The following is an 18,424-nucleotide window of genomic DNA, read 5'->3' on the forward strand; positions in this document are numbered from 1 at the left end:
TCAGCCGCGCGGCATGCCCAGCCCGCGCTCGGCGATGATGTTGAGCTGGATCTCGTTGGTGCCGGCGTAGATGGTGTCGGCGCGCGAGAAGAAGAACACCTGCTGCAGGCGGCGCACCGCGTCGTCGTCCGAGCGCACGTCGCCCGCCACGCCGATCACGTCCATCGCCAGCTGGCCGAGCTCGCGGTGCCAGTTCGACCACGCGTACTTGTAGATCAGCGCTTCGGGCCGGACCTTGGTCGAGCCGGTGTCTTCTTCCAGCATGCGCAGGCCGTTGTAGCGCAGGCCCTGCAGACCCACCCAGGCGTCGGCGATGCGCTGGCGGATCGCCGGGTCGCGCGCCGCGCCGTTGGCGCGGGCGACGTCGATCACCAGCTGCAGCTCGTGGATGAAGTGCATCTGCTGGCCGAGGGTCGAAACGCCGCGCTCGAAGCCGAGCAGCGCCATCGCCACCTTCCAGCCCTCACCCGGCTTGCCGACGATGCAGTCGGCCTCGGTCACCGCGCCATCGAAGAACACCGAGTTGAACTCGGCCTCGCCGGTCATCTGGCGGATGGGGTGGATCTCGATGCCGGGCTGGTCGAGCGGCACCAGCAGGAAGGACAGCCCCTCGCGCCCCACCGAACCCGGCGTGCTGCGCGCGACGACGAAGATCCATTCGGATTCGTGCGCGAGCGAGGTCCACACCTTCTGCCCCTGCAGCCGCCAGCGGCCGTCCTCGCCCGGCCAGCAGCGCGTGGTGATGGCGGCGAGGTCGGAACCGGCACCCGGCTCGGAGTAGCCCTGCGCCCAGTATTCACGCCCCTCACGGATGCCCGGCAGGAAGCGGCGCTGCTGCTCGGGCGTGCCGAGCGCGATCAGGGTCGGCGCCATCAGCGTCTCGCCGATATGGCCGATGCGGCCCGGACCGCCGGCGCGCACGTATTCCTCGTGGAAGGCGAGCTGCAGCGCCAGCGGCAGGTCGCGCCCGCCGTGCGCCTTGGGCCAGCCCAGGCCAACCCAGCCCCCGGCGGCCAGTTCCTGCTCCCATTCCTTGCGCAGCGCCGGGAAGGCTTCCTCGTCGCCGGGGCCGCCGCGGTGCTTCAGGCAGGCGAAGCGGCCGACCAGATGGGTCGCCATCCAGTCGGCGACCTCCTGGCGAAACTCCTGTTCGTTCATGCTCATCGGTCCTTGTCGGTCCTGTCAGGCGGCGTCGAGCAGATGGGCGGCGAGCGCCTCGCGCCAGTCGCGGGTGGGGCCGAACCACTGGCTCGCCCACTGCGCGCGCTTGAAGTGCATCTGCGGGTCGTATTCCCAGGTGAAGCCCACCCCGCCGTGGAGCTGGATGGCTTCCTGCGCGCAGTAGCGGTAGGCCTCGCTGGCCTGCACGCGCGCGGCGGCGATCTCCGCCGCCAGCGCGGCATCGTCGAGTCCGCTCCCCTGCGCGCCCTGCGCCACCCGCGACGCAACGCCGAGCACGGTGGAACGCGCGGTTTCCATGCGCACCATCATCTCGGCGACGCGATGCTTGACCGCCTGGAAGCTCGCCACCGGCTTGCCGAACTGCACCCGCTCCTTGGTGTAATCGACGGCCAGTTGCAGGCACTGCGCCGCACCGCCGACCTGCTCCGCCGCCAGTTGCAGCGCCGCCAGCACGCGGGTGCGCGCCAGGCCGGCCAGCACCCGCGCCGGATCATCGACGCGCGCATCGGCCGTCAGCCGGACTTCATCGAAGCACCAGCGCGCCTGCGGCCGGGTGAGGTCCCACACCTCGAGCGGCGTGCGCGACAGCCCGGCGGCGTCCACCGCCAGCTCGAACAGCGCAACGCCCGGCGCCTCCTCGATGCGCGCCGCCACGTAGGCGTGGGTCAGCAGCCCGTCGTCGAGCACCTGCGCGGCCTCGCCGGCCAGAACCCAGCCGTCGCCGTCGCGACGCGCCTTGACGGTCAGCGACGCCGGCTCGGCGTCCAGGCCCGGACCGAGGATCAGCGTGGCAGTGCGCTCGCCATAGGCCAGCGCCGTCAGCGCGCGCTGCTGCGCCTCCGCGCTGGCGGCCTGCAGCAGCGCGGTCTGCGCCAGCACCACGTTGGCCAGGAAGGGCGTGCGCGCGAGGCGCCGGCCCATCTCCTCCATCAGCAGCACCAGCTCGACCGGCCCCAGACCGAGGCCGTCGAGGTCTTCCGGCACCTGCACCGCCGCCCAGCCGAGTTCGACGATGCGCGACCACAGCTCGGCGTCGGCATCCGTTTCCTTGCGCGCATTGGTATGGGCGGCGAGAAAGTCGGCCGCCGTTTCCTGCAGCGCACGCTGTTCGTCGGACAGCTTCATCACAGCACCTCGAACAGGCCCGCCGCGCCCATGCCGCCGCCGATGCACATCGACACCACCACGTAGCGCACGCCACGGCGACGGCCCTCGATCAGCGCGTGGCCCACCATGCGCGCGCCCGACATGCCGAAGGGGTGGCCGATGGCGATCGCGCCGCCGTTCACGTTCAGGCGGTCGTTGGGGATGCCGAGCTTGTCGCGGCTGTAGAGCACCTGGCAGGCAAAGGCCTCGTTGATCTCCCACAGGCCGATGTCGCCGACCTTGAGGTTGAAGCGCTCGAGCAGCTTGGGAATGGCGAACACCGGGCCGATGCCCATCTCGTCCGGTGCGCAGCCGGCCACCGCGATGCCGCGATATACGCCCAGCGGCGCGATGCCGCGGCGCTCGGCCTCGTCCCGGCTCATCACCAGCGCGGCCGAGGCGCCATCGGACAGCTGCGAGGCATTGCCGGCGGTGACGAACTCGCCCTGCTTCACCCACTGGCCATCCTTCACCACCGGATTCAGCTTGGCGAGATCCGCCAGCGTGGTCGAGGCGCGGTTGCACTCGTCGCGCGTGGCGATCACGTCCTCGTGGCCGACCGGCTTGCCTTCCTTGTCGAACACCAGCTTCCGCGCCGCCAGCGGCACGATCTCGGCGTCGAACAGGCCGGCGGCCTGCGCGGCGGCGGTACGTTGCTGGCTCTGCAGCGAGAACTCGTCCTGCGCGGCGCGCGAAATGCCGTAGCGCGCCGACACGATCTCGGCCGTTTCCAGCATCGGGATGTAGGCCGCGGGCACGATCGCCTTCACCGCTTCGGACTGCGCGCGGTAGGTGTTCTTGTGCTTGGTCTGGGTCAGCGACAGCGACTCGACGCCGCCCGCCACCGCGATCTTCATCTCGCCGGCCAGGATGTTCTTGGCGGCGACGCCGATCGTCATCAGGCCCGACGCGCACATGCGGTCGAGCGCCATGCCCGGCACCGTGTCCGGCAGGCCGCCGGTGTAGGCGCACAGGCGGCCGATGTTGTAGGCCTGGGTGCCCTGCTGCACGGCGGCGCCCATGATCACGTCCTCGACCGCTGCCGGCTCGATGCCGGCACGCTCGACGACGGCGCGCACCACATGGCCGCCCAGCACCGGCGCCTCGGTGTCGTTGAAGGACCCGCGGAAGGACTTGGTGAGCGCGGTGCGCGCGGTGGAAACGATGACGGCTTCGGTCATGGCGATGTTCTCTCTGGCAGTTCGGATGTCGGGACGGAAATGACGGGCGCGCTGCGCTCAGTCGTTGAAGGTGTAGCGGCTGATGGTGTCGACCACGCAGCCCGGGCGCTCGCTGCCCTCGATCTCGATGGTCACGCGCACGGTGGATTGCACTGCGTCCTTGATGCGCTCGACCTTGAGGATCTCGCCGCGGCCGCGGATGCGCGAACCGACCTTGACCGGCGCCGGAAAGCGCACGCGGTCGCAGCCGACGTTCACGCCCATCTTCAGGTTGTCGGCGCGGATCAGCTGCGGCAGGAACAGGTTGGCGAGCGCCAGCGTCAGGTAGCCGTGCGCGATGCAGGCGCCAAACGGCCCGTCCTTGGCGCGCTCGGGGTCGACGTGGATCCACTGGTGGTCGTCGGTGGCATCGGCAAACTGGTCGATGCGGTCCTGGCGAATCTCGATCCAGTCGGTCGTGCCCAGGTCCTGGCCTTCGGCTGCAACCAGCTGCTCGGCGCTGGAGAAAACCATGGTCATGGCCACGCCCCTCAAGCGTGCTGCGAACTGACCGACAGCACTTCGCCGGTCATGTACGACGCATAGTCGCTGGCGAGGAAGACCATCACGTTGGCCACCTCCCACACCTCAGCGGCACGGCCGAAGGCCTCGCGGCTGGCGAGCTGGGCGAGCAGCTCCTCGCTCGACGCCTTCTTCAGGAACTCGTGCAGCGCGATCGACGGCGACACCGCGTTGATGCGCACGCCGTGCTCGGCCGCCTCCACCGCAGAGCAGCGCGTCAGCGCCATCACGCCGGCCTTGGCCGCGGCGTAGTGGGCCTGGCCCTTCTGCGCACGCCAGCCCAGCACCGAGGCGTTGTTCACAATCGCGCCGCGACCACGCGTCTCCATGTGCGGCAGCATCGCGCGCGTCATGCGGAAGGTGCCGGTGAGGGTGATGTCGAGCACCCGGCTCCATTCGTCGTCGGTCATCTCGGTGACGCGCTTCTCGCCGCCCAGACCGGCGTTGTTGATCAGCACGTCGACGCCGCCGAGCTTGTCCTCGGCCGCAGCGACCAGGGCCTGCACTTCCTCTTCATTGGTGACGTTGCACAGCTGACCCCAGACGTTCTGCAGCCCGGTGTCGGCCTTGAGCTTGGCGACCGCCTCTTCCAGGCGGCGCGGATGAATGTCGGAGATCATCAGCGCGCGGCAGCCCTCCTCGGCGCACTTGCGCGCGGCGGCAAAGCCGATGCCGGCACCCGCAGCGGCGGTGATCAGGACGGACTTGCCGGCCAGCAACTGGTGACCGGGAACGTAGGAAGGCGCTTCTTTCACGGCGTGAACCTCGAAGGGTGGAGATGCCGTCATTTATAGGGGGGGCGCCGGCGGGCAGCATCGTCAAAACGGACGGTGCCCGACGGGATTTCGCGGCGCGCCTGATGGCAAGCGCGCCGAGGACGGATCAGGCATCGACCACTGCGACAGCCGAGATCTCCACCAGAATGTCCGGACTGGCGAGGGATTGCACACCGACCATCGAGAACGCATGGGGCGGAAACGGCACGCCATCGAGCGCGACGCCCAGCGCCCGCATGAATTGCTCCCCCACGGCCGATTCATCAGCTTTCTCGTATAAGCGCTATCAAGGACGCACCGGAGGCGTGTGGCGCAATTCCAATAGACTCCGCACGGTGGCGCCAAAACCTTATCCCCGTGGTCCCGTGACCCGTTCCGGCGCCCTTACACCAAGAGCCGTGCCACACCTTTCGGGAGACACTCATGAGCTACGAGATCCGCTCGATTCTTTACGCCTCGGACCTGACGCCGCGTTCGCCGGCCGTATTCCGTCACGCGGTCGGACTGGCAATGAAGTTCAATGCGCGACTGCATGCCGTCACGGTCACCCTGCCGTCGTCCAGCCTGCCGTACGAGGAGTTCATCAGCGAAGAAAAGATGGATGAAATCAAGCTGGCTGGCCACAAGAAGGCCGAGGCCCTGCTGCGTCATCGCATCGAAGTGTTTGCCGAAGCCAACCCGGATCTGGATGTGAAAAGTGTGCTCGCCAGCGTGCGCGCGCTCGAGGGAGATGCCTCCCGCCGCATCCTGGACGTCGCCAAGCACGTTCTCGCCGACGTGATCGTCATGGGCTCGCGCGGCCACAGCACCATCGGCGAGCTGCTGCTCGGCTCGGTGGCGCACAAGGTCACGATGAAGGCCGACGTGCCCGTGATTCTGGTTCCGATCGATCGTTGAGCGTCAACCGGCAGTCGGCCCGGCTCAGGCGGCGACCGGGACGATTTGCCGCCCCGAGTCGGACAGCAGGCGACGAAGCCAGCGATGGCTGGGCGAATGGTGATTGCGTTCGTGCCAAAGCTGGTAGAAGCGCATCGCCGGAAAGACGATCGGTGACGGGATGATCGCCAGGGGCAGCAGGTTGGCATAGAACTGTGCGAAGTGCCGTGTCGTGGTGAACACCAGGTCGGTGCCCTGCAGCAGGTAGGGCGCGGCCGTGAAGGACTGCACTACCACGCGCTCCTCCCGGTTGATGCGCATCGAGGCCAGCACGCCGTCGATGACGCCGCGCTGGCTGATCGAGTAAGGCATCGGCACCACGTGGGCGGCACGCATGTAGTCCTCGGTCGTCATCCCCTTCCGCGCACACGGATGGCTGGCCGCCACCAGGCACACGATCTCGTCCTCGAGCAGCATCGACAGGTGCATGCGGTGCGGCGGCTCGGGCCAGTTGCCGATCACCACGTCCAGATCCCCTTCCGCGAGCGAACGCTCGAAGTCGAAGTTCGGCCCCAGCGCATGCAGGGTCAGGCGTGCCTGCGGCGCCTCGCGGCGGAAGCGCTCGGCCACGCCGGCGACGAACACCGGCGCGAGATAGTCGGGCGCACCGACACGGAACTCGTGGCGCGTGGTGTGCGGCTCGAACGACTCCGGCCCGTCCACCATGCGGTCGATCTCGGCCAGCGCCCCCTTCGCATGCGACATCAGCGCCAGCGCACGCTCGGTCGGCACCATGCCGCCCTTCTCCCGTACCAGCAGCGGATCGCCGAGGATCTCGCGCAAGCGCTTCAAGGCCGCGCTGACGGCCGGCTGCGACTGGTTCATGCGCAAGGCCGTGCGCGATACGCTGCGTTCGGTGATCAGCAGCACGAAAATGCGCAACAGATAGGTATCGAGCGGGTCGTCGCTGCGCCGCAGGGTCATGATGGGTCTCCACGCTTCTATCGTTCTGGACGCTTGCGCCGGCACGAAGCGATACGGCAACAAAAGATACGCGAGAGCATATATCACTTATAAGAACATATGCGATCCGTTAACACGGTAGCGGCTTACACTGCGCTTCACACGCTCCCCGCATAGCCTAACAAGATCAGGAGACCGCAGCATGGGACGCCTCACCACTCACGTACTCGACACCGCCAACGGCAAGCCCGGCGTGGGCATCGCGGTCACGGTCTATCGCCTCGACGGTGAGCGCCGCGAGATCGCGCACACCGTCACCAACCACGACGGCCGCTGCGACAAGCCGCTGCTCGAGGGCGCCGCGCTCGAAGCCGGCAAGTACGAGATCGTCTTCGCCGCCGGCGACTACTTCCGCGCCATGGGCCTGAACCTGCCCGAGCCGCTCTTCGTCGACGAAGTCGCGCTGCGCTTCGGCATCGCCAATGTAGACCAGCACTACCACGTGCCCCTGCTGGTGTCGCCGTGGAGCTACTCCACCTACCGCGGCAGCTGAGCCCGCCGCTTCCCCCCGACACCGACAAAGAGAACAGATCATGGAAGCCTATCTGCTCGACTGGGCCAACCTGCTCGTCCGCTGGCTGCACCTGATCGCAGGCATCGCCTGGATCGGCGCGTCCTTCTACTTCGTGATGCTCGACAACTCGCTGAAGCCGCCCAAGAAGCCGGAGGACGCCAAGCGCGGCGTGTTCGGCGAGTTGTGGGCAGTGCACGGCGGCGGCTTCTACCACAGCCAGAAATACCTCACCGGCCCCAAGGGCGAGCCGCTCACCCAGGATCTGCACTGGTCGAAGTGGGAGGCCTACACCACCTGGCTGTCAGGCATGGGCATGCTCGCGATCGTGTACTGGATCGGTGCCTCGAGCTACCTGATCGACAGCAATGTGATGGCGCTGTCGCCGGCCGCCGCCGTCGGCATCTCGATCGCCTTCCTGGTCGTGGGCTGGGTGTTCTACGACGTCCTGTGCCGCAACATGGTCGGCAAGGACGGTCTGCTGGCGGCGATCGTGTTCGTGTTCGTGATGGTGGCGAACTACGTGCTGCACCAGGTGTTCTCAGCCCGCGGCGCCTACATCCACGTCGGCGCCATGCTCGGCACGATGATGGCGGCGAACGTGTTCTTCCACATCATTCCCGGCCAGAAGAAGATGGTCGAGCAGATCCGCCGCGGCGAGCCGGTCCACACGATGCCCGGCATCGTCGGCAAGCAGCGCTCGGTGCACAACACCTACTTCACGCTGCCGGTGCTGTTCATCATGATCAGCAACCACTACCCGATGACCTACGCCAATGCCAACGGCTGGCTGGTGCTCGGCGTGCTGATGGTGGCGGGTGTGCTGATCCGCCAGTTCTTCGTGCTGCGCCACCGCGGCCAGGTCAAGTGGTGGCTACCGGCGGCCGGCGTGGCGCTGATCGCGCTGATGATGGTGCTGATGGCACCCAAGCAGGTCGATGCCAGCGGCGACAAGGTCAGCTTCTCCACCGTCCAGTCGATCATGGCCCAGCGCTGCGTCACCTGCCATGCCGAGAAGCCCACCCACGAGGGCTTCGCCCAGCCGCCCAAGGGCGTGATGCTGCAGACCCCCGAGCAGATCGCCGCCAACGCGGTGATGAGCGCACAGACCGTGGCGAGCGGCTACATGCCGCTCGGCAACCTCACCGGCATCACCGAGGAGGAGCGCGCGAAGATCGCGATCTGGTTCGCCCAGGGCGCCCGCACCGCGGACTGAAGACGCCGACACAGGACTCAGCACAAAGAACAGGACAGGAAGAGACACCATGAGCACCCAGACTGCCACCGCACGCACCGGCGCCACGCCCGTCACCGTTCCGGACGGCACGACCGCCGCCCTTGCCGCGCTCTCGAAGCTGCCGCAGGACGCCTTCGTCGCCCGCCTCGAAGGCATCTTCGAACATTCGCCATGGATCGCCGAGCGCGCCTGGAGCGCCGGCCCCTTCAACAGCATCGACGCGCTGCACGCCGCGATGTGCCTGACGGTGGACACCGCCGCCCCCAGCGAGCAGCTCGGCCTCATCTGCGCCCACCCGGAACTGGCCGGAAAGGAAGCCGAGGAAGGCACACTGACCACCGCCTCCACCGGCGAGCAACGCGGCGCCGGGCTCGACCAGTGCAGCAAGCAAGAGCTGGAGCGGCTGCGCCAGCTCAACAAGGACTATCGTGCCCGCTTCGGCTTTCCCTTCGTGGTCGCGGTCAAGGGGCTCACCCGCCACCAGATCATGGACCGCGTCGAGGCCCGCCTGGCCAATGATCGCGACACCGAGTTCCGCACCTGCCTGAACGAGATCGGCAAGATCGCCCGCTTCCGGCTCGACGCGATGTTCGTCGAAACCGCGTGATCCACCGTCCGACCCGACCTCACGGAGCGACATCATGACTCTGAGCAAAGCCTACCCCCGCGACCTGATCGGCTACGGCAGGACCCCGCCGCAGGCCAACTGGCCCGGCCGCGCCCGCATCGCGGTGCAGTTCGTCCTCAACTACGAGGAAGGCGGCGAGAACTGCGTGCTGCACGGCGATGCCGGCAGCGAGCAGTTCCTGTCCGAACTGTTCAACGCCGCCAGCTACCCCGAGCGCCATCTGTCGATGGAAGGCATCTACGAGTACGGCTCGCGCGTGGGCGTGTGGCGCTTCCTACGCGAGTTCGAACGCCGCGGCCTGCCGATGACCATCTTCGGCGTGTCAATGGCGCTCGAGCGCCACCCCGAGCTGACCGCCGCCTTCCGCGAGCTCGGCCACGAGATCGCCTGCCACGGCTGGCGCTGGATCCACTACCAGAACGTGCCCGAGGAGATCGAGCGCGAGCACATGCGGATCGGCATGGAGATCATCGAGCGCCTCACCGGCGAGCGCGCGCTGGGCTGGTACACCGGGCGCGACTCGCCCAACACCCGGCGGCTGGTCGCCGACTACGGCGGCTTCCTGTACGACTCGGACTACTACGGCGACGATCTGCCGTTCTGGACCGCGGTGCAGAAGACCGACGGCGAGACGGTGTCGCATCTGGTCGTGCCCTACACGCTCGACACCAACGACATGCGCTTCGCGCTGCCGCAGGGCTTCTCGCACGGCGACGAGTTCTTCGAGTACCTGCGCGATGCCTTCGACGTGATGTACGCCGAGGGCGAGGAGCGTCCGGCGATGATGTCGATCGGCATGCACTGCCGCCTGCTCGGCCGCCCGGGGCGCTTCCGTGCGCTGCAGCGCTTCCTCGATCACATCGAGAAGCACGACCGCGTGTGGGTGTGCCGCCGCGTCGATGTCGCGCGGCACTGGATCGAACACCACCCCTACAATCCTTCATAAGCCTTCAACGCAGGCCGGCCGGTCATACCCGGCGCCGGCCACCCGACCCCAAAGGAGAACCCCCATGGCCAGCCACACTCCCGGCGCCCCCGTCTTCGCCCCGCCCGCCGAACTGCCCGACTGGGCACTGCGCTCGGTCGACCTCGCCAACCCGCGCCTGGGCGCAAAGGCGCTTGCCGCCTCCGACGACTTCTTCGCCGAAGTCGCCCGCATGCTCAACCCCGAACCCGCCCAGTTCGTCCCTGGCAAGTTCGACACCAACGGCAAGTGGATGGACGGCTGGGAGTCCCGACGCAAGCGCGTCGCCGGCCACGACTGGGCGCTCGTCAAGCTCGGCGTCAAGGGCGTGATCCGCGGCTTCGACGTCGACACCTCCCACTTCACCGGCAACTACCCCCCGGCCGTCTCCATCGAGGCCTGCGTGGCCGAGACCGATGACGTGGCCGCGCTCCAGGCCGCGACCTGGACCGAGATCCTCCCCGCCACCCCCATGGGCCCCAACAGCCACCACCTCCTCGAGTGCGCCAGCACCGCGGCCTGGACCCACCTGCGCGTGAACATGTACCCGGACGGCGGCATCGCCCGCCTGCGCGTCTATGGACGCCCGGTCGGCACCCTGGCCGCCAAGGCCGCCTCGGGCGAACTCGTCGATCTGGTGGCCATGGAGAACGGCGGCCGCGCCGTGTCGTGGAACGACGCCAGCTTCGGCTCGTCCGCCGCCGCCCTGCTGCTGCCCGGACGCGGCCTGAACATGGGCGACGGCTGGGAGACCCGCCGCCGCCGCGAGCCCGGCAACGACTGGTGCGTGCTCGAACTGGGCGCCCCCGGCACGGTCGAGAAGATCGAAGTCGATACCGCCTACTTCAAGGGCAACTACCCCGACCGCTGCTCGATCCAGGCCGCCTACGTGACCGGCGGCACCGACCGCTCGATCACCACCCAGTCGATGTTCTGGCAGACCCTGCTGCCCGAGCAGAAGCTCGAGATGCACGCCATCCACACCTTCACCGAGCAGCTCGCCACGCTCGGGCCCATCACCCACGTGCGCTTCAACATCTTCCCCGACGGCGGCGTCTCGCGCCTGCGCCTGTGGGGCAAACTCGAGGCCAAGTAAGACCGGCAGCACCCGGGCGCACCGCAGCGCCCGGGTGACTGAGACTTGCGTGTCGCCCCCCTTCCCCACACGAGAGCACACCATGACCGCGCAACCCGCCCTCACCCTCGAGATCCAGCCCCTCACCCGCGAGGCCTTCGCCCCTTTCGGCGAGCTCATCGAGGCCAGCGACGCCGTCCAGCACTTCACCATCAACGCCGGCAACACCGAGCGCTACCACGATCTCGCCCGCATCGAGCCCGGACCCGATGGCCGCGTCATCGTCTCCATCTTCCGCGGCCAGCCCCGCACCCTGCCCTTCACCGTGCAGATGATGGAGCGCCACCCCAAGGCCTCCCAGGCCTTCATCCCCATGTCGGGCAAGCCCTACCTCGTCGTCGTCGCCCCCGCCGGCAATCCGCCCGCGGCACAAGACCTCAAGGTCTTCCTCGCCCGCGGCGACCAGGGCGTCAACTACGCCACCGGCGTCTGGCACCACCCCCTGCTCGCCCTCGAGACCGTCTCCGACTTCATCGTCATCGATCGCAGCGGGCCCGGGCACAACTGCGACGAGGTGCAGCTCGACACACCGGGGCTGATCCCCGCCCTGCGCAGCTGAGGCGCAGCGGCGGTACGATGACGACGTGACCCACGACGGCCTCGACCATGCTGCCCCTCGACCCCTACGCCGCGCGCCCTGACACCCTCGGCGCCGAGGAATGGCGCGCGCGCGTCGATCTCGCCGCCGCCTACCGCCTGGCCGCACGCCGCGGCTGGAGCGATCTCATCTACACCCACCTCTCGCTTCGCCTGCCCGGCCGCGACGACGCCTTCCTGATCAACGCCTTCGGCCAGACCTTCAACGAGATCACCGCCTCGAGCCTGCTCACCATCGACGTCGAGGGCCGCGTCATCGACGGCAGCGACCGCATCGCCAATCCGAGCGGCTTCGCCATCCATGGCGCAGTGCATCGCGCGCGACCGGACGCGCATTGCGTGATCCATCTCCACACCGACGCCGGCATCGCGGTCTCGGCCCTGCAGGACGGCTTGCTGCCGCTGTCGCAGCACGCGATGCGCTTCTGGCGCGACATCGGCTATCACGACTACCAGGGGCTCGCCTTCGGCCCCGAGGAGCAGGTGCGGCTGGTCGCCGAACTCGGTACGCACCGCGCGATGATCCTGAAAAACCACGGCACGCTGACCTGCGGTCGCACCGTGGCCGAGGCCTTCGTGCTGATGGACACGCTGGAGAAGGCCTGCCGCATCCAGCTCGCCGCGATGGCGGCCGGCCCGGTGACGATGCCGCCCGAGGGCGTGCTCGCCCGGACCCACGCCCAGCTCACCGCCGACCCCGAGCCCGAAGGCGCCCTCGAATGGCCCGCGCTGCTGCGCGGCCTGATGCGCAGCGAACCCGATTTCGCGCGCTGAATCCGTCCTGCCGCATCCCGCAAGACGCCACCTCAACACCCATTATCTGGAGCAAAGCATGCCCACCTTCCATATCGAACTCTTCGAAGGCCGCAGTCCGGAGAAAAAACGCGAACTCGTCGAGGCGCTGACGCGCGAAACCTGTCGCGTCCTCGACTGCGAGGCCGGCGCTGTCGACATCATCCTGGTCGAGGTCAAGCGCGAGCACTGGGCGACGGGCGGCGTGCTCTGGTCCGAGCGCGCTTGAGAGCCACGCACAGGCGGCGGAAACGCTGCCCATACGGATTGGCTGATTTCTTCTATAAGCCGATAAGGCTTTTTATATTGCTGCGCAATCTTAGACTGGACTCATCGGCTCATAACGACAAGGAGACACCACGATGTCCGATCAAACCCGCACAAGCAGCCCGATCGAGCTCGACCCTGTAGACCAGTGCCCGCCTGGCGGACGCCTGTTCACCCTCGCCCTGCAGCACGTGCTGGTGATGTACGCGGGCGCAATCGCGGTCCCGCTGATCGTCGGCGGCGCCCTCGGGCTGCCCAAGGACCAGATCGCCTTCCTGATCAACGCCGACCTGCTGTGCTGTGGCCTGGTCACCATCATCCAGGCGCTCGGCGTCGGCCGCTTCGGCATCCGCCTGCCGGTCATGATGGGCGTGACCTTCGCTGCCGTCGGGCCGATGGTGGCCATGGCCACCAACCCCGAGCTCGGCATCAACGCCATCCTCGGCTCGGGCATCGCCGCGGGGCTGTTCGGCATCCTGTTCGCGCCGCTGGTATCGCGCGCGCTACCGCTGTTCCCGCCGGTGGTGACGGGTTCGATCATCGCGGTGATCGGCATCTCGCTGATACCGGTGGCGATCAACTGGTCGGCCGGCGGCCAGCCCAGTATCCGGAACGCGACGACCGGACTGATGGTGGACAACCCTGCCTACGGCTCGCCCGAATATCTCGCCATCGCCGCCATCGTGCTGGTCGTGGTGCTCGCGATCACCCGCTACGGCCGCGGCTTCCTTTCCAACGTCGCGGTGCTGCTCGGCATGGGCGTGGGCTTCGCGATCGCGATCGCGCTGGGCAAGGTCAGCTTCGACGGCCTGAGCGATGTGCCCTGGGTGGCCGTGGTGACGCCGCTGCACTTCGGCATGCCGATCTTCGATCCGATCTCGATCGCCACCATGTGCCTGGTGATGGTGGTGGTGATGGTCGAGTCGCTCGGCATGTTCCTTGCGCTCGGCGAGCTCACCGGCCGCCAACTCAGCCGTGACGACCTCACCCGCGGGCTGCGCACGGACGGCCTCGGCACCCTCATCGGCGGCTTCCTCAACACCTTCCCGCACACCAGCTTCTCGCAGAACGTGGGCCTCGTAGGCGTCACAGGCGTCAAGAGCCGCTGGGTGTGCGTGGCCGGCGGCGCAATCCTGATGGCCTTCGGCCTGTTTCCGAAAATGGCGCTGATCATCGCTTCCGTGCCGCAGTACGTACTTGGCGGCGCGGGCCTGGTGATGTTCGGCATGGTCGCCGCGACCGGCATCAAGATCCTGCTCGCGGCCGATCTGCGCAACAACCGCTTCAACCTCTACATCGTCGCGCTTTCGGTAGGCGCCGGGATGATCCCGATGGTGGCACCGCGGTTCTTCCAGCAGATGCCGCATGCCCTGGAGCCCCTGCTGCATAGCGGGATCCTGCTGTCCGCGATCACGGCGATCACGCTCAACCTGTTCCTCAACGGGGGTCGCCGCACCCCTGGCAGCGACGCGATCGAGCCGGCGATGGCGCACTAGGCGCATCATCGCCCGGGGCCTCGCGCCCCGGGTCGATCGGCCGGCCTGCAGGATCGGACGGATTCTTGGCGCTCGAATCCGCCTGACGCCTGCAGGCCGCTCTGGCCTTACTTGAGCAGCTCAGCCGACGCTGCGACGGCCGCCAATGCGCACTGCTCGTCGAGATGGCCGCCGGGCGCACCGCCAATACCGATCGCACCGATCACCTCGTCGCCGACCCGGACCGGCACGCCGCCGCCGAGCAGGAGGAAGCCGGGGATGTCGGTGAGGTTGGCGGCGCCCGGGTTCTTCTGCGCCGCCTCCATCATCGCCTGGGTGGCGTTGCGTGCCGATGCGGACGTGAAGGCCTTCTGCTGGCTGGCCGCCAGCGTGTGCGGACCGGCGTTGTCGGCTCGCTGCACCGCCCGCACGATCCCCGCGCGGTCGACCACGGTGGCACTGACGGCATACCCCTTTTCCGCGCAAGCCTGGACCGCATCGGCGGCGAGACGGTTGGCAAGCTCAAGCCCCAAGGTACGCTGGCTGAGGACCTGGGCCTGGGCAGCGCCGGCGGTGGTCAGGACGAAGGTGGCGGCAAGGATGGACAGCTTGTTCATGGCATTCTCCAGTGAGGATCGGCCTCTCCGATCCATGGAAGCAGTCTAGGGAGCCCGCCGCCCCCTGCCCATCCGGCCGGCTACCCGCCGCAGCGCGCCCGGCCTCCGTACAACTACGGACCGCCCGCCTCCACCAGGCATGCGTAGTGGCGGATCAGTTGCGCGAGCGACGCCGCTTCGAGCTTCGCGAACAGATTGGCACGATGCGTCTCCACCGTACGCGGCGACAGCGCCAGCGCGCGGCCGATCTCCTTGTTGGTCAGCCCTTCGACGATCAGGCCGAGAACCTCCCGCTCGCGCCCAGACAGCTGCGCATAGCGCTGGCGCGCGGCGCGGTCTGCGGTGACGCGCGCGCGGGAGGCGACATGCCGGCGCAGCGCCTGCTGCAGCGTGTCGATCAGGATGTCATCGTCGACCGGCTTCTCGAGGAACTCCGCTGCGCCCGACTTGAAGGCGCGCCGGCACAGATCCACCGTACCGTGGCCGGTAAGCATGATGACCGGCATGTCCACCCCGCGCGCAATCAGGGTCTCGAGCACGGCGAGGCCACTGATGCCCGGCATGCGCACGTCGAGCACCACCGCCCCCACGCCCTCGGGATCGAAGCCGGCGAGAAAGCCCTCGGGCGTCGGCCAGGTCTGTGCGCGAAGGCCGACGGTCCCGATCAACAAGGCGAGGCTGCTGCGCACGGCCTCGTCGTCATCGACGACATGGATCAGCGGAGAGAGCGGGATCGTGTCATGCATGGCGGAATTCTGACTCCGGGAAATCAAGCGCGCATTCCCTGTCCCGAAACACGCGGCAGGCTGAGGCGGAACGCCGCACCACGCCCGGAAGCTTCAAGCAACTCGAGCTGCCCATCCATGGACGCCGCCAGGGTCTCGCACAGACTCAACCCCAATCCGAGCCCTTCCGCACGCGTCGTGTAGAAGGGCGCGAACACCCGCGGACGCTGTGCGGCAGGAATGCCGGGACCGCTGTCGGTCACGGTCAGGCTGGCGCGGGCACCGTCGTTCGCGAGGCGCAATGTCAGCCGTCGCTCCGTCGCGGGCACCCGCAGCAGGGCCTGCAAGGCATTGGTCAGCAGATTGTGGACGATCTGCTCGAGCGCGATGGGGTCGGCCTGGACCCGGAAGTCGCCCGCTCCCTCGAGCCCGACGCGCACGCCGGCCTCGCGCAAGCGCGGCTCGAGCAGATGCAGGACGGCCTCGGCCGCCGCGCGCAGGTCGACGACCTGCACCCGCTCGGCGCCGCCCGGACGTTCGACGCTGCGCCGCAAACGGCCAAGCACGTCGGCGGCACGCCGGGCCTGGCCTGCGGCCGCTTCCATCGCGGTGCGTGCGGTCTCGGTGTCGGGCGGCTCGTCACGCAACAGACGAACTGCCGCACCCGTATTGGCGAGGATCGCGGTAAGCGGCTGGTTGAGTTCATGCGCCATGCCGGCGGCGAGCTCCCCCATGGCGTTGAGCCGCCCCACCTGCCCCAGACGCAGCAGCTCCTCGGCGCGGCGACGGGCAATGCGTTGCTGAGCCAGCGCCGCCGCCCCCGCCATCAGTCCGATGAGCACGGCGCTGCTCGCCAGCATCTGCGCCCACGGCAATTCGTCCCACCCGACACTGCGCTCCGCCACGACATCGAAGGGCTGACTGCGGACGTCGAGTGGACGGTTGAAACCGAAACGCCATCCCCCGGCCTCGTCGGCGCCCGAATGGATGCGCCAACGATGCCCGCCGTGCATGAGATCGATCCGCACGGGGGCATCGATGGCGAAGGGCCATTCGGCATCGGTGACCAAGCCGGCCAGATCGATCTCGAGTGCGTGGCTCGCGGCCTCGCCCGCGAGCACCAGCCACAGACGCCCCTGTTCCATCCCCGACACGAGCCCCCAGGCGCGTCCCGCACTGCGCGACGACGCCTCGGCCCGCGAGAGCTCCATCCCGAGCGTTCCGTGCGCCCACGTCTGCGTCCGCTCGGTGCGAAGGACGGTGACGATCCGCGGGTAGATGGCCGGCAGGCGATGCGCGGCCTCTGCCGTGGCCGGCGTGTCGAGCAGGGCCAGCGTGGCCAGAATGGCTTCGTGCTCGACTGCGCGCAGGCTCAACACCCGGTGGACGATGCCGGCCTGGGTCTCGAACTCACGCCTTGCGCGCTGCAACTCCGCATGCACCAGCCAGGCGGAAGAGATCAGGCAGAGGATCAGTGCCCCGGCGATCCAGCGCATATGCGCACGCACGAAGGTCATCTCACCCCCTCGACGCCCTCATCCGCCGAGGCGGCGGGTCTGCAACAGTTGCCACATGCTCATCATCGCCAGCGCGCCGACGATCAATGCCATGCCGGCCAGCTCGACCGTATTCGGCAGCTCGCCGAGTTCGATCCAGCCCGCGAGCGCGCCGATGAGCGGAATGCCCAGCGCCGACAGCCCGGCCATGCCCGCCGACAGCCGCTGCAGCACGTACAGCCACAACAGCCACGCCAGCCCGGTGGCGAACACCGCGTTGAAAAACAGGGCGCCGAAGAAGTACGGCGTCGGATCGATCGGCCGCGACGGATGCAGCAACGCGACCACGCACAGCGCAAGCGCGCCGAACAGCATCTGCCAGGCCGTCAGCGCCAGAAGATCGAAGGCGTGGTTCTGGCGCATGCGCTTGGCAAGCACGGCCGAAGCGGCCCAGGTGATGCCCGCCACCACCGCGAGGAGATTGCTGAAGCCGCTGCCCCCCATCGCCCAGGGCTGGAGCACGAGCACCAGACCGCCCCCGGCGATCGCGATCGACGCCCACTGGAGACCGCGCACCCGCTCGCCCAGTGCCCACCACGCCATCGGGATGACCCAGAACGGCATCGTATAGACCAGGACGGCCGTCTTGCCCGCACCACCGGCCACCAGCGCCCATTGGATCAAGGCGGTAAAGGCGGCCGTCTGCAGCAAGCCGAGCAGCACCACCTGGCGAACCGCCCCCACTCGCATCGGCCGGCGCAACAGGACGAGCACGAGGAACAAGGTCGCTGCGCCGAGTGCGGCACGAATGGCGGAAAAGTCAAAGGGATCCACGTACTGGATCACCTGCTTCATGACGACCCAGTTGTAGCCCCAGATCAGCGACAACAGGCCGAGGGCAAAGAGAGCGAGACGGGGCGTACCGGATGCGGACATCGGACCTCCAAAAAGAAAACGCCGCGGCGCCCCAGGTGGGGGCCGCGGTCGAAGGGCTGCCGCCGGAGAGACGGCGGCGATTCACGGTGCGAGGTGCATTATGCACAGCAAGAGGCGTGCTGACATAAGGTCTCGCTGATAGCGCTTATCGGCTCGGCGGCAACGGGCAGCGGATCTCGCCCGCCACGCGGCCTACCCACCGGCGCCCGACTCACATCGGCTGCGCCGCAACGACCGGCGCCTTGCGGCTCATCAGGCCGAGATGCAGGAGTGCGCCGAGCAACGGGAGCCCCTGAAGC

At 68.2% G+C, this 18,424-nt stretch carries 21 protein-coding genes; 10 read left to right on the forward strand and 11 right to left on the reverse strand.

Translation table 11 applies throughout. From position 1 onward, the window contains the following. From AC731_RS20145 to AC731_RS08325, 6 genes are all read right to left on the reverse strand, one after another. Window positions 1-1,164 (reverse strand): acyl-CoA dehydrogenase family protein, encoded by a 1,164-nt coding sequence (locus AC731_RS20145; protein WP_237266625.1) that lies wholly within the window; start codon window positions 1,162-1,164, stop codon window positions 1-3. Between the two features lie 18 nt (window positions 1,165-1,182). Next, window positions 1,183-2,307, reverse strand: coding sequence for an acyl-CoA dehydrogenase family protein (locus AC731_RS20150; RefSeq protein ID WP_048705085.1), 1,125 nt, complete (start codon window positions 2,305-2,307; stop codon window positions 1,183-1,185). Further along, window positions 2,307-3,509 carry an acetyl-CoA C-acyltransferase gene (locus AC731_RS08310; RefSeq protein ID WP_048705087.1) on the reverse strand — a complete coding sequence of 401 codons (1,203 nt, stop codon included), beginning with the start codon at window positions 3,507-3,509 and terminating at the stop codon, window positions 2,307-2,309. Before AC731_RS08310 ends, AC731_RS20150 begins: the two co-directional genes overlap by 1 nt. A 57-nt stretch (window positions 3,510-3,566) precedes the next feature. Then, window positions 3,567-4,028: a MaoC family dehydratase gene (locus AC731_RS08315; RefSeq protein WP_004256984.1), complete on the reverse strand. Its 462-nt coding sequence runs from the start codon at window positions 4,026-4,028 to the stop codon at window positions 3,567-3,569. 11 nt (window positions 4,029-4,039) lie between these two features. Next, window positions 4,040-4,825 carry an SDR family oxidoreductase gene (locus AC731_RS08320; protein ID WP_237266626.1) on the reverse strand — a complete coding sequence of 262 codons (786 nt, stop codon included), beginning with the start codon at window positions 4,823-4,825 and terminating at the stop codon, window positions 4,040-4,042. Between the two features lie 127 nt (window positions 4,826-4,952). Then, window positions 4,953-5,099, reverse strand: a complete 147-nt coding sequence (locus tag AC731_RS08325; RefSeq protein ID WP_237266627.1) for a RidA family protein — start codon at window positions 5,097-5,099, stop codon at window positions 4,953-4,955. Window positions 5,100-5,269: 170 nt separating this feature from the next. Between AC731_RS08325 and AC731_RS08330 the strand changes: the two genes are divergently transcribed. Next, window positions 5,270-5,743 carry a universal stress protein gene (locus AC731_RS08330; protein ID WP_004256914.1) on the forward strand — a complete coding sequence of 158 codons (474 nt, stop codon included), beginning with the start codon at window positions 5,270-5,272 and terminating at the stop codon, window positions 5,741-5,743. Window positions 5,744-5,767: 24 nt separating this feature from the next. Here the strand turns inward: AC731_RS08330 and AC731_RS08335 are convergent, their stop codons facing one another. Continuing rightward, on the reverse strand, window positions 5,768-6,706 hold the full coding sequence (locus AC731_RS08335) for a LysR family transcriptional regulator (protein WP_048705092.1): 939 nt from the start codon (window positions 6,704-6,706) through the stop codon (window positions 5,768-5,770). Between the two features lie 181 nt (window positions 6,707-6,887). Here AC731_RS08335 and uraH point away from each other — a divergent pair, with 181 nt between their 5' ends. The 9 genes from uraH to AC731_RS08380 all read left to right on the forward strand — a co-directional run bounded on the left by uraH (window position 6,888) and on the right by AC731_RS08380 (window position 14,372). Continuing rightward, window positions 6,888-7,238: a hydroxyisourate hydrolase gene (gene uraH, locus AC731_RS08340; RefSeq protein WP_048705094.1), complete on the forward strand. Its 351-nt coding sequence runs from the start codon at window positions 6,888-6,890 to the stop codon at window positions 7,236-7,238. A 40-nt stretch (window positions 7,239-7,278) separates the two neighbouring features. Beyond that, window positions 7,279-8,472 carry a urate hydroxylase PuuD gene (locus AC731_RS08345; protein ID WP_048705096.1) on the forward strand — a complete coding sequence of 398 codons (1,194 nt, stop codon included), beginning with the start codon at window positions 7,279-7,281 and terminating at the stop codon, window positions 8,470-8,472. A gap of 49 nt (window positions 8,473-8,521) precedes the next feature. Beyond that, window positions 8,522-9,100 carry a 2-oxo-4-hydroxy-4-carboxy-5-ureidoimidazoline decarboxylase gene (gene uraD, locus AC731_RS08350; protein WP_048705098.1) on the forward strand — a complete coding sequence of 193 codons (579 nt, stop codon included), beginning with the start codon at window positions 8,522-8,524 and terminating at the stop codon, window positions 9,098-9,100. 34 nt (window positions 9,101-9,134) lie between these two features. Next, a complete protein-coding gene (gene puuE, locus AC731_RS08355) occupies window positions 9,135-10,067 on the forward strand; it encodes an allantoinase PuuE (protein WP_048705099.1) in 933 nt (310 codons plus the stop codon). 64 nt (window positions 10,068-10,131) lie between these two features. Then, a complete protein-coding gene (gene alc / locus AC731_RS08360; RefSeq protein WP_048705100.1) occupies window positions 10,132-11,181 on the forward strand; it encodes an allantoicase in 1,050 nt (349 codons plus the stop codon). Between the two features lie 82 nt (window positions 11,182-11,263). Continuing rightward, window positions 11,264-11,779 (forward strand): ureidoglycolate lyase, encoded by a 516-nt coding sequence (locus AC731_RS08365; RefSeq protein ID WP_048705101.1) that lies wholly within the window; start codon window positions 11,264-11,266, stop codon window positions 11,777-11,779. Between the two features lie 47 nt (window positions 11,780-11,826). After that, window positions 11,827-12,591 (forward strand): class II aldolase/adducin family protein, encoded by a 765-nt coding sequence (locus AC731_RS08370; RefSeq protein ID WP_048705102.1) that lies wholly within the window; start codon window positions 11,827-11,829, stop codon window positions 12,589-12,591. 58 nt (window positions 12,592-12,649) lie between these two features. Continuing rightward, window positions 12,650-12,838 carry a 4-oxalocrotonate tautomerase gene (locus AC731_RS08375; protein ID WP_048705104.1) on the forward strand — a complete coding sequence of 63 codons (189 nt, stop codon included), beginning with the start codon at window positions 12,650-12,652 and terminating at the stop codon, window positions 12,836-12,838. A gap of 133 nt (window positions 12,839-12,971) precedes the next feature. Next, window positions 12,972-14,372: a nucleobase:cation symporter-2 family protein gene (locus tag AC731_RS08380; protein ID WP_048705107.1), complete on the forward strand. Its 1,401-nt coding sequence runs from the start codon at window positions 12,972-12,974 to the stop codon at window positions 14,370-14,372. A 107-nt stretch (window positions 14,373-14,479) separates the two neighbouring features. On the opposite strand, the gene AC731_RS08385 is transcribed toward AC731_RS08380, so the two are convergent. The 4 genes from AC731_RS08385 to AC731_RS08400 all read right to left on the reverse strand — a co-directional run bounded on the left by AC731_RS08385 (window position 14,480) and on the right by AC731_RS08400 (window position 18,125). After that, window positions 14,480-14,968, reverse strand: a complete 489-nt coding sequence (locus AC731_RS08385) for a GlcG/HbpS family heme-binding protein (protein WP_004256872.1) — start codon at window positions 14,966-14,968, stop codon at window positions 14,480-14,482. Window positions 14,969-15,081: 113 nt separating this feature from the next. Further along, the gene (locus AC731_RS08390; protein WP_048705109.1) at window positions 15,082-15,714 is read right to left on the reverse strand and encodes a response regulator transcription factor; all 633 of its coding nucleotides are present in this window, start codon (window positions 15,712-15,714) and stop codon (window positions 15,082-15,084) included. Between the two features lie 23 nt (window positions 15,715-15,737). After that, window positions 15,738-17,210, reverse strand: coding sequence for a sensor histidine kinase (locus tag AC731_RS08395; RefSeq protein ID WP_048705111.1), 1,473 nt, complete (start codon window positions 17,208-17,210; stop codon window positions 15,738-15,740). 18 nt (window positions 17,211-17,228) lie between these two features. Then, a complete protein-coding gene (locus AC731_RS08400) occupies window positions 17,229-18,125 on the reverse strand; it encodes a DMT family transporter (protein WP_048705114.1) in 897 nt (298 codons plus the stop codon). Window positions 18,126-18,424 lie beyond the last annotated feature (299 nt).

Origin of the sequence: Thauera humireducens (assembly GCF_001051995.2) — a bacterium.
GTDB classification, from domain to species: domain Bacteria; phylum Pseudomonadota; class Gammaproteobacteria; order Burkholderiales; family Rhodocyclaceae; genus Thauera; species Thauera humireducens.

Excerpts from the sequence above, each read along its gene's own strand:
- alc (WP_048705100.1), top strand. The coding sequence starts at position 10,132 with ATGGCCAGCCACACTCCCGGCGCCCCCGTCTTCGCCCCGCCCGCCGAA.
- uraH (WP_048705094.1), top strand. The coding sequence starts at position 6,888 with ATGGGACGCCTCACCACTCACGTACTCGACACCGCCAACGGCAAGCCC.
- AC731_RS08370 (WP_048705102.1), top strand. The coding sequence starts at position 11,827 with ATGCTGCCCCTCGACCCCTACGCCGCGCGCCCTGACACCCTCGGCGCC.
- AC731_RS08390 (WP_048705109.1), bottom strand. The coding sequence starts at position 15,714 with ATGCATGACACGATCCCGCTCTCTCCGCTGATCCATGTCGTCGATGAC.
- AC731_RS08335 (WP_048705092.1), bottom strand. The coding sequence starts at position 6,706 with ATGACCCTGCGGCGCAGCGACGACCCGCTCGATACCTATCTGTTGCGC.
- AC731_RS20145 (WP_237266625.1), bottom strand. The coding sequence starts at position 1,164 with ATGAGCATGAACGAACAGGAGTTTCGCCAGGAGGTCGCCGACTGGATG.
- AC731_RS08395 (WP_048705111.1), bottom strand. The coding sequence starts at position 17,210 with ATGACCTTCGTGCGTGCGCATATGCGCTGGATCGCCGGGGCACTGATC.
- AC731_RS08330 (WP_004256914.1), top strand. The coding sequence starts at position 5,270 with ATGAGCTACGAGATCCGCTCGATTCTTTACGCCTCGGACCTGACGCCG.
- AC731_RS08380 (WP_048705107.1), top strand. The coding sequence starts at position 12,972 with ATGTCCGATCAAACCCGCACAAGCAGCCCGATCGAGCTCGACCCTGTA.
- AC731_RS08400 (WP_048705114.1), bottom strand. The coding sequence starts at position 18,125 with ATGTCCGCATCCGGTACGCCCCGTCTCGCTCTCTTTGCCCTCGGCCTG.
- AC731_RS20150 (WP_048705085.1), bottom strand. The coding sequence starts at position 2,307 with ATGAAGCTGTCCGACGAACAGCGTGCGCTGCAGGAAACGGCGGCCGAC.
- AC731_RS08365 (WP_048705101.1), top strand. The coding sequence starts at position 11,264 with ATGACCGCGCAACCCGCCCTCACCCTCGAGATCCAGCCCCTCACCCGC.
- uraD (WP_048705098.1), top strand. The coding sequence starts at position 8,522 with ATGAGCACCCAGACTGCCACCGCACGCACCGGCGCCACGCCCGTCACC.
- AC731_RS08375 (WP_048705104.1), top strand. The coding sequence starts at position 12,650 with ATGCCCACCTTCCATATCGAACTCTTCGAAGGCCGCAGTCCGGAGAAA.
- AC731_RS08310 (WP_048705087.1), bottom strand. The coding sequence starts at position 3,509 with ATGACCGAAGCCGTCATCGTTTCCACCGCGCGCACCGCGCTCACCAAG.
- AC731_RS08385 (WP_004256872.1), bottom strand. The coding sequence starts at position 14,968 with ATGAACAAGCTGTCCATCCTTGCCGCCACCTTCGTCCTGACCACCGCC.
- puuE (WP_048705099.1), top strand. The coding sequence starts at position 9,135 with ATGACTCTGAGCAAAGCCTACCCCCGCGACCTGATCGGCTACGGCAGG.
- AC731_RS08315 (WP_004256984.1), bottom strand. The coding sequence starts at position 4,028 with ATGACCATGGTTTTCTCCAGCGCCGAGCAGCTGGTTGCAGCCGAAGGC.
- AC731_RS08345 (WP_048705096.1), top strand. The coding sequence starts at position 7,279 with ATGGAAGCCTATCTGCTCGACTGGGCCAACCTGCTCGTCCGCTGGCTG.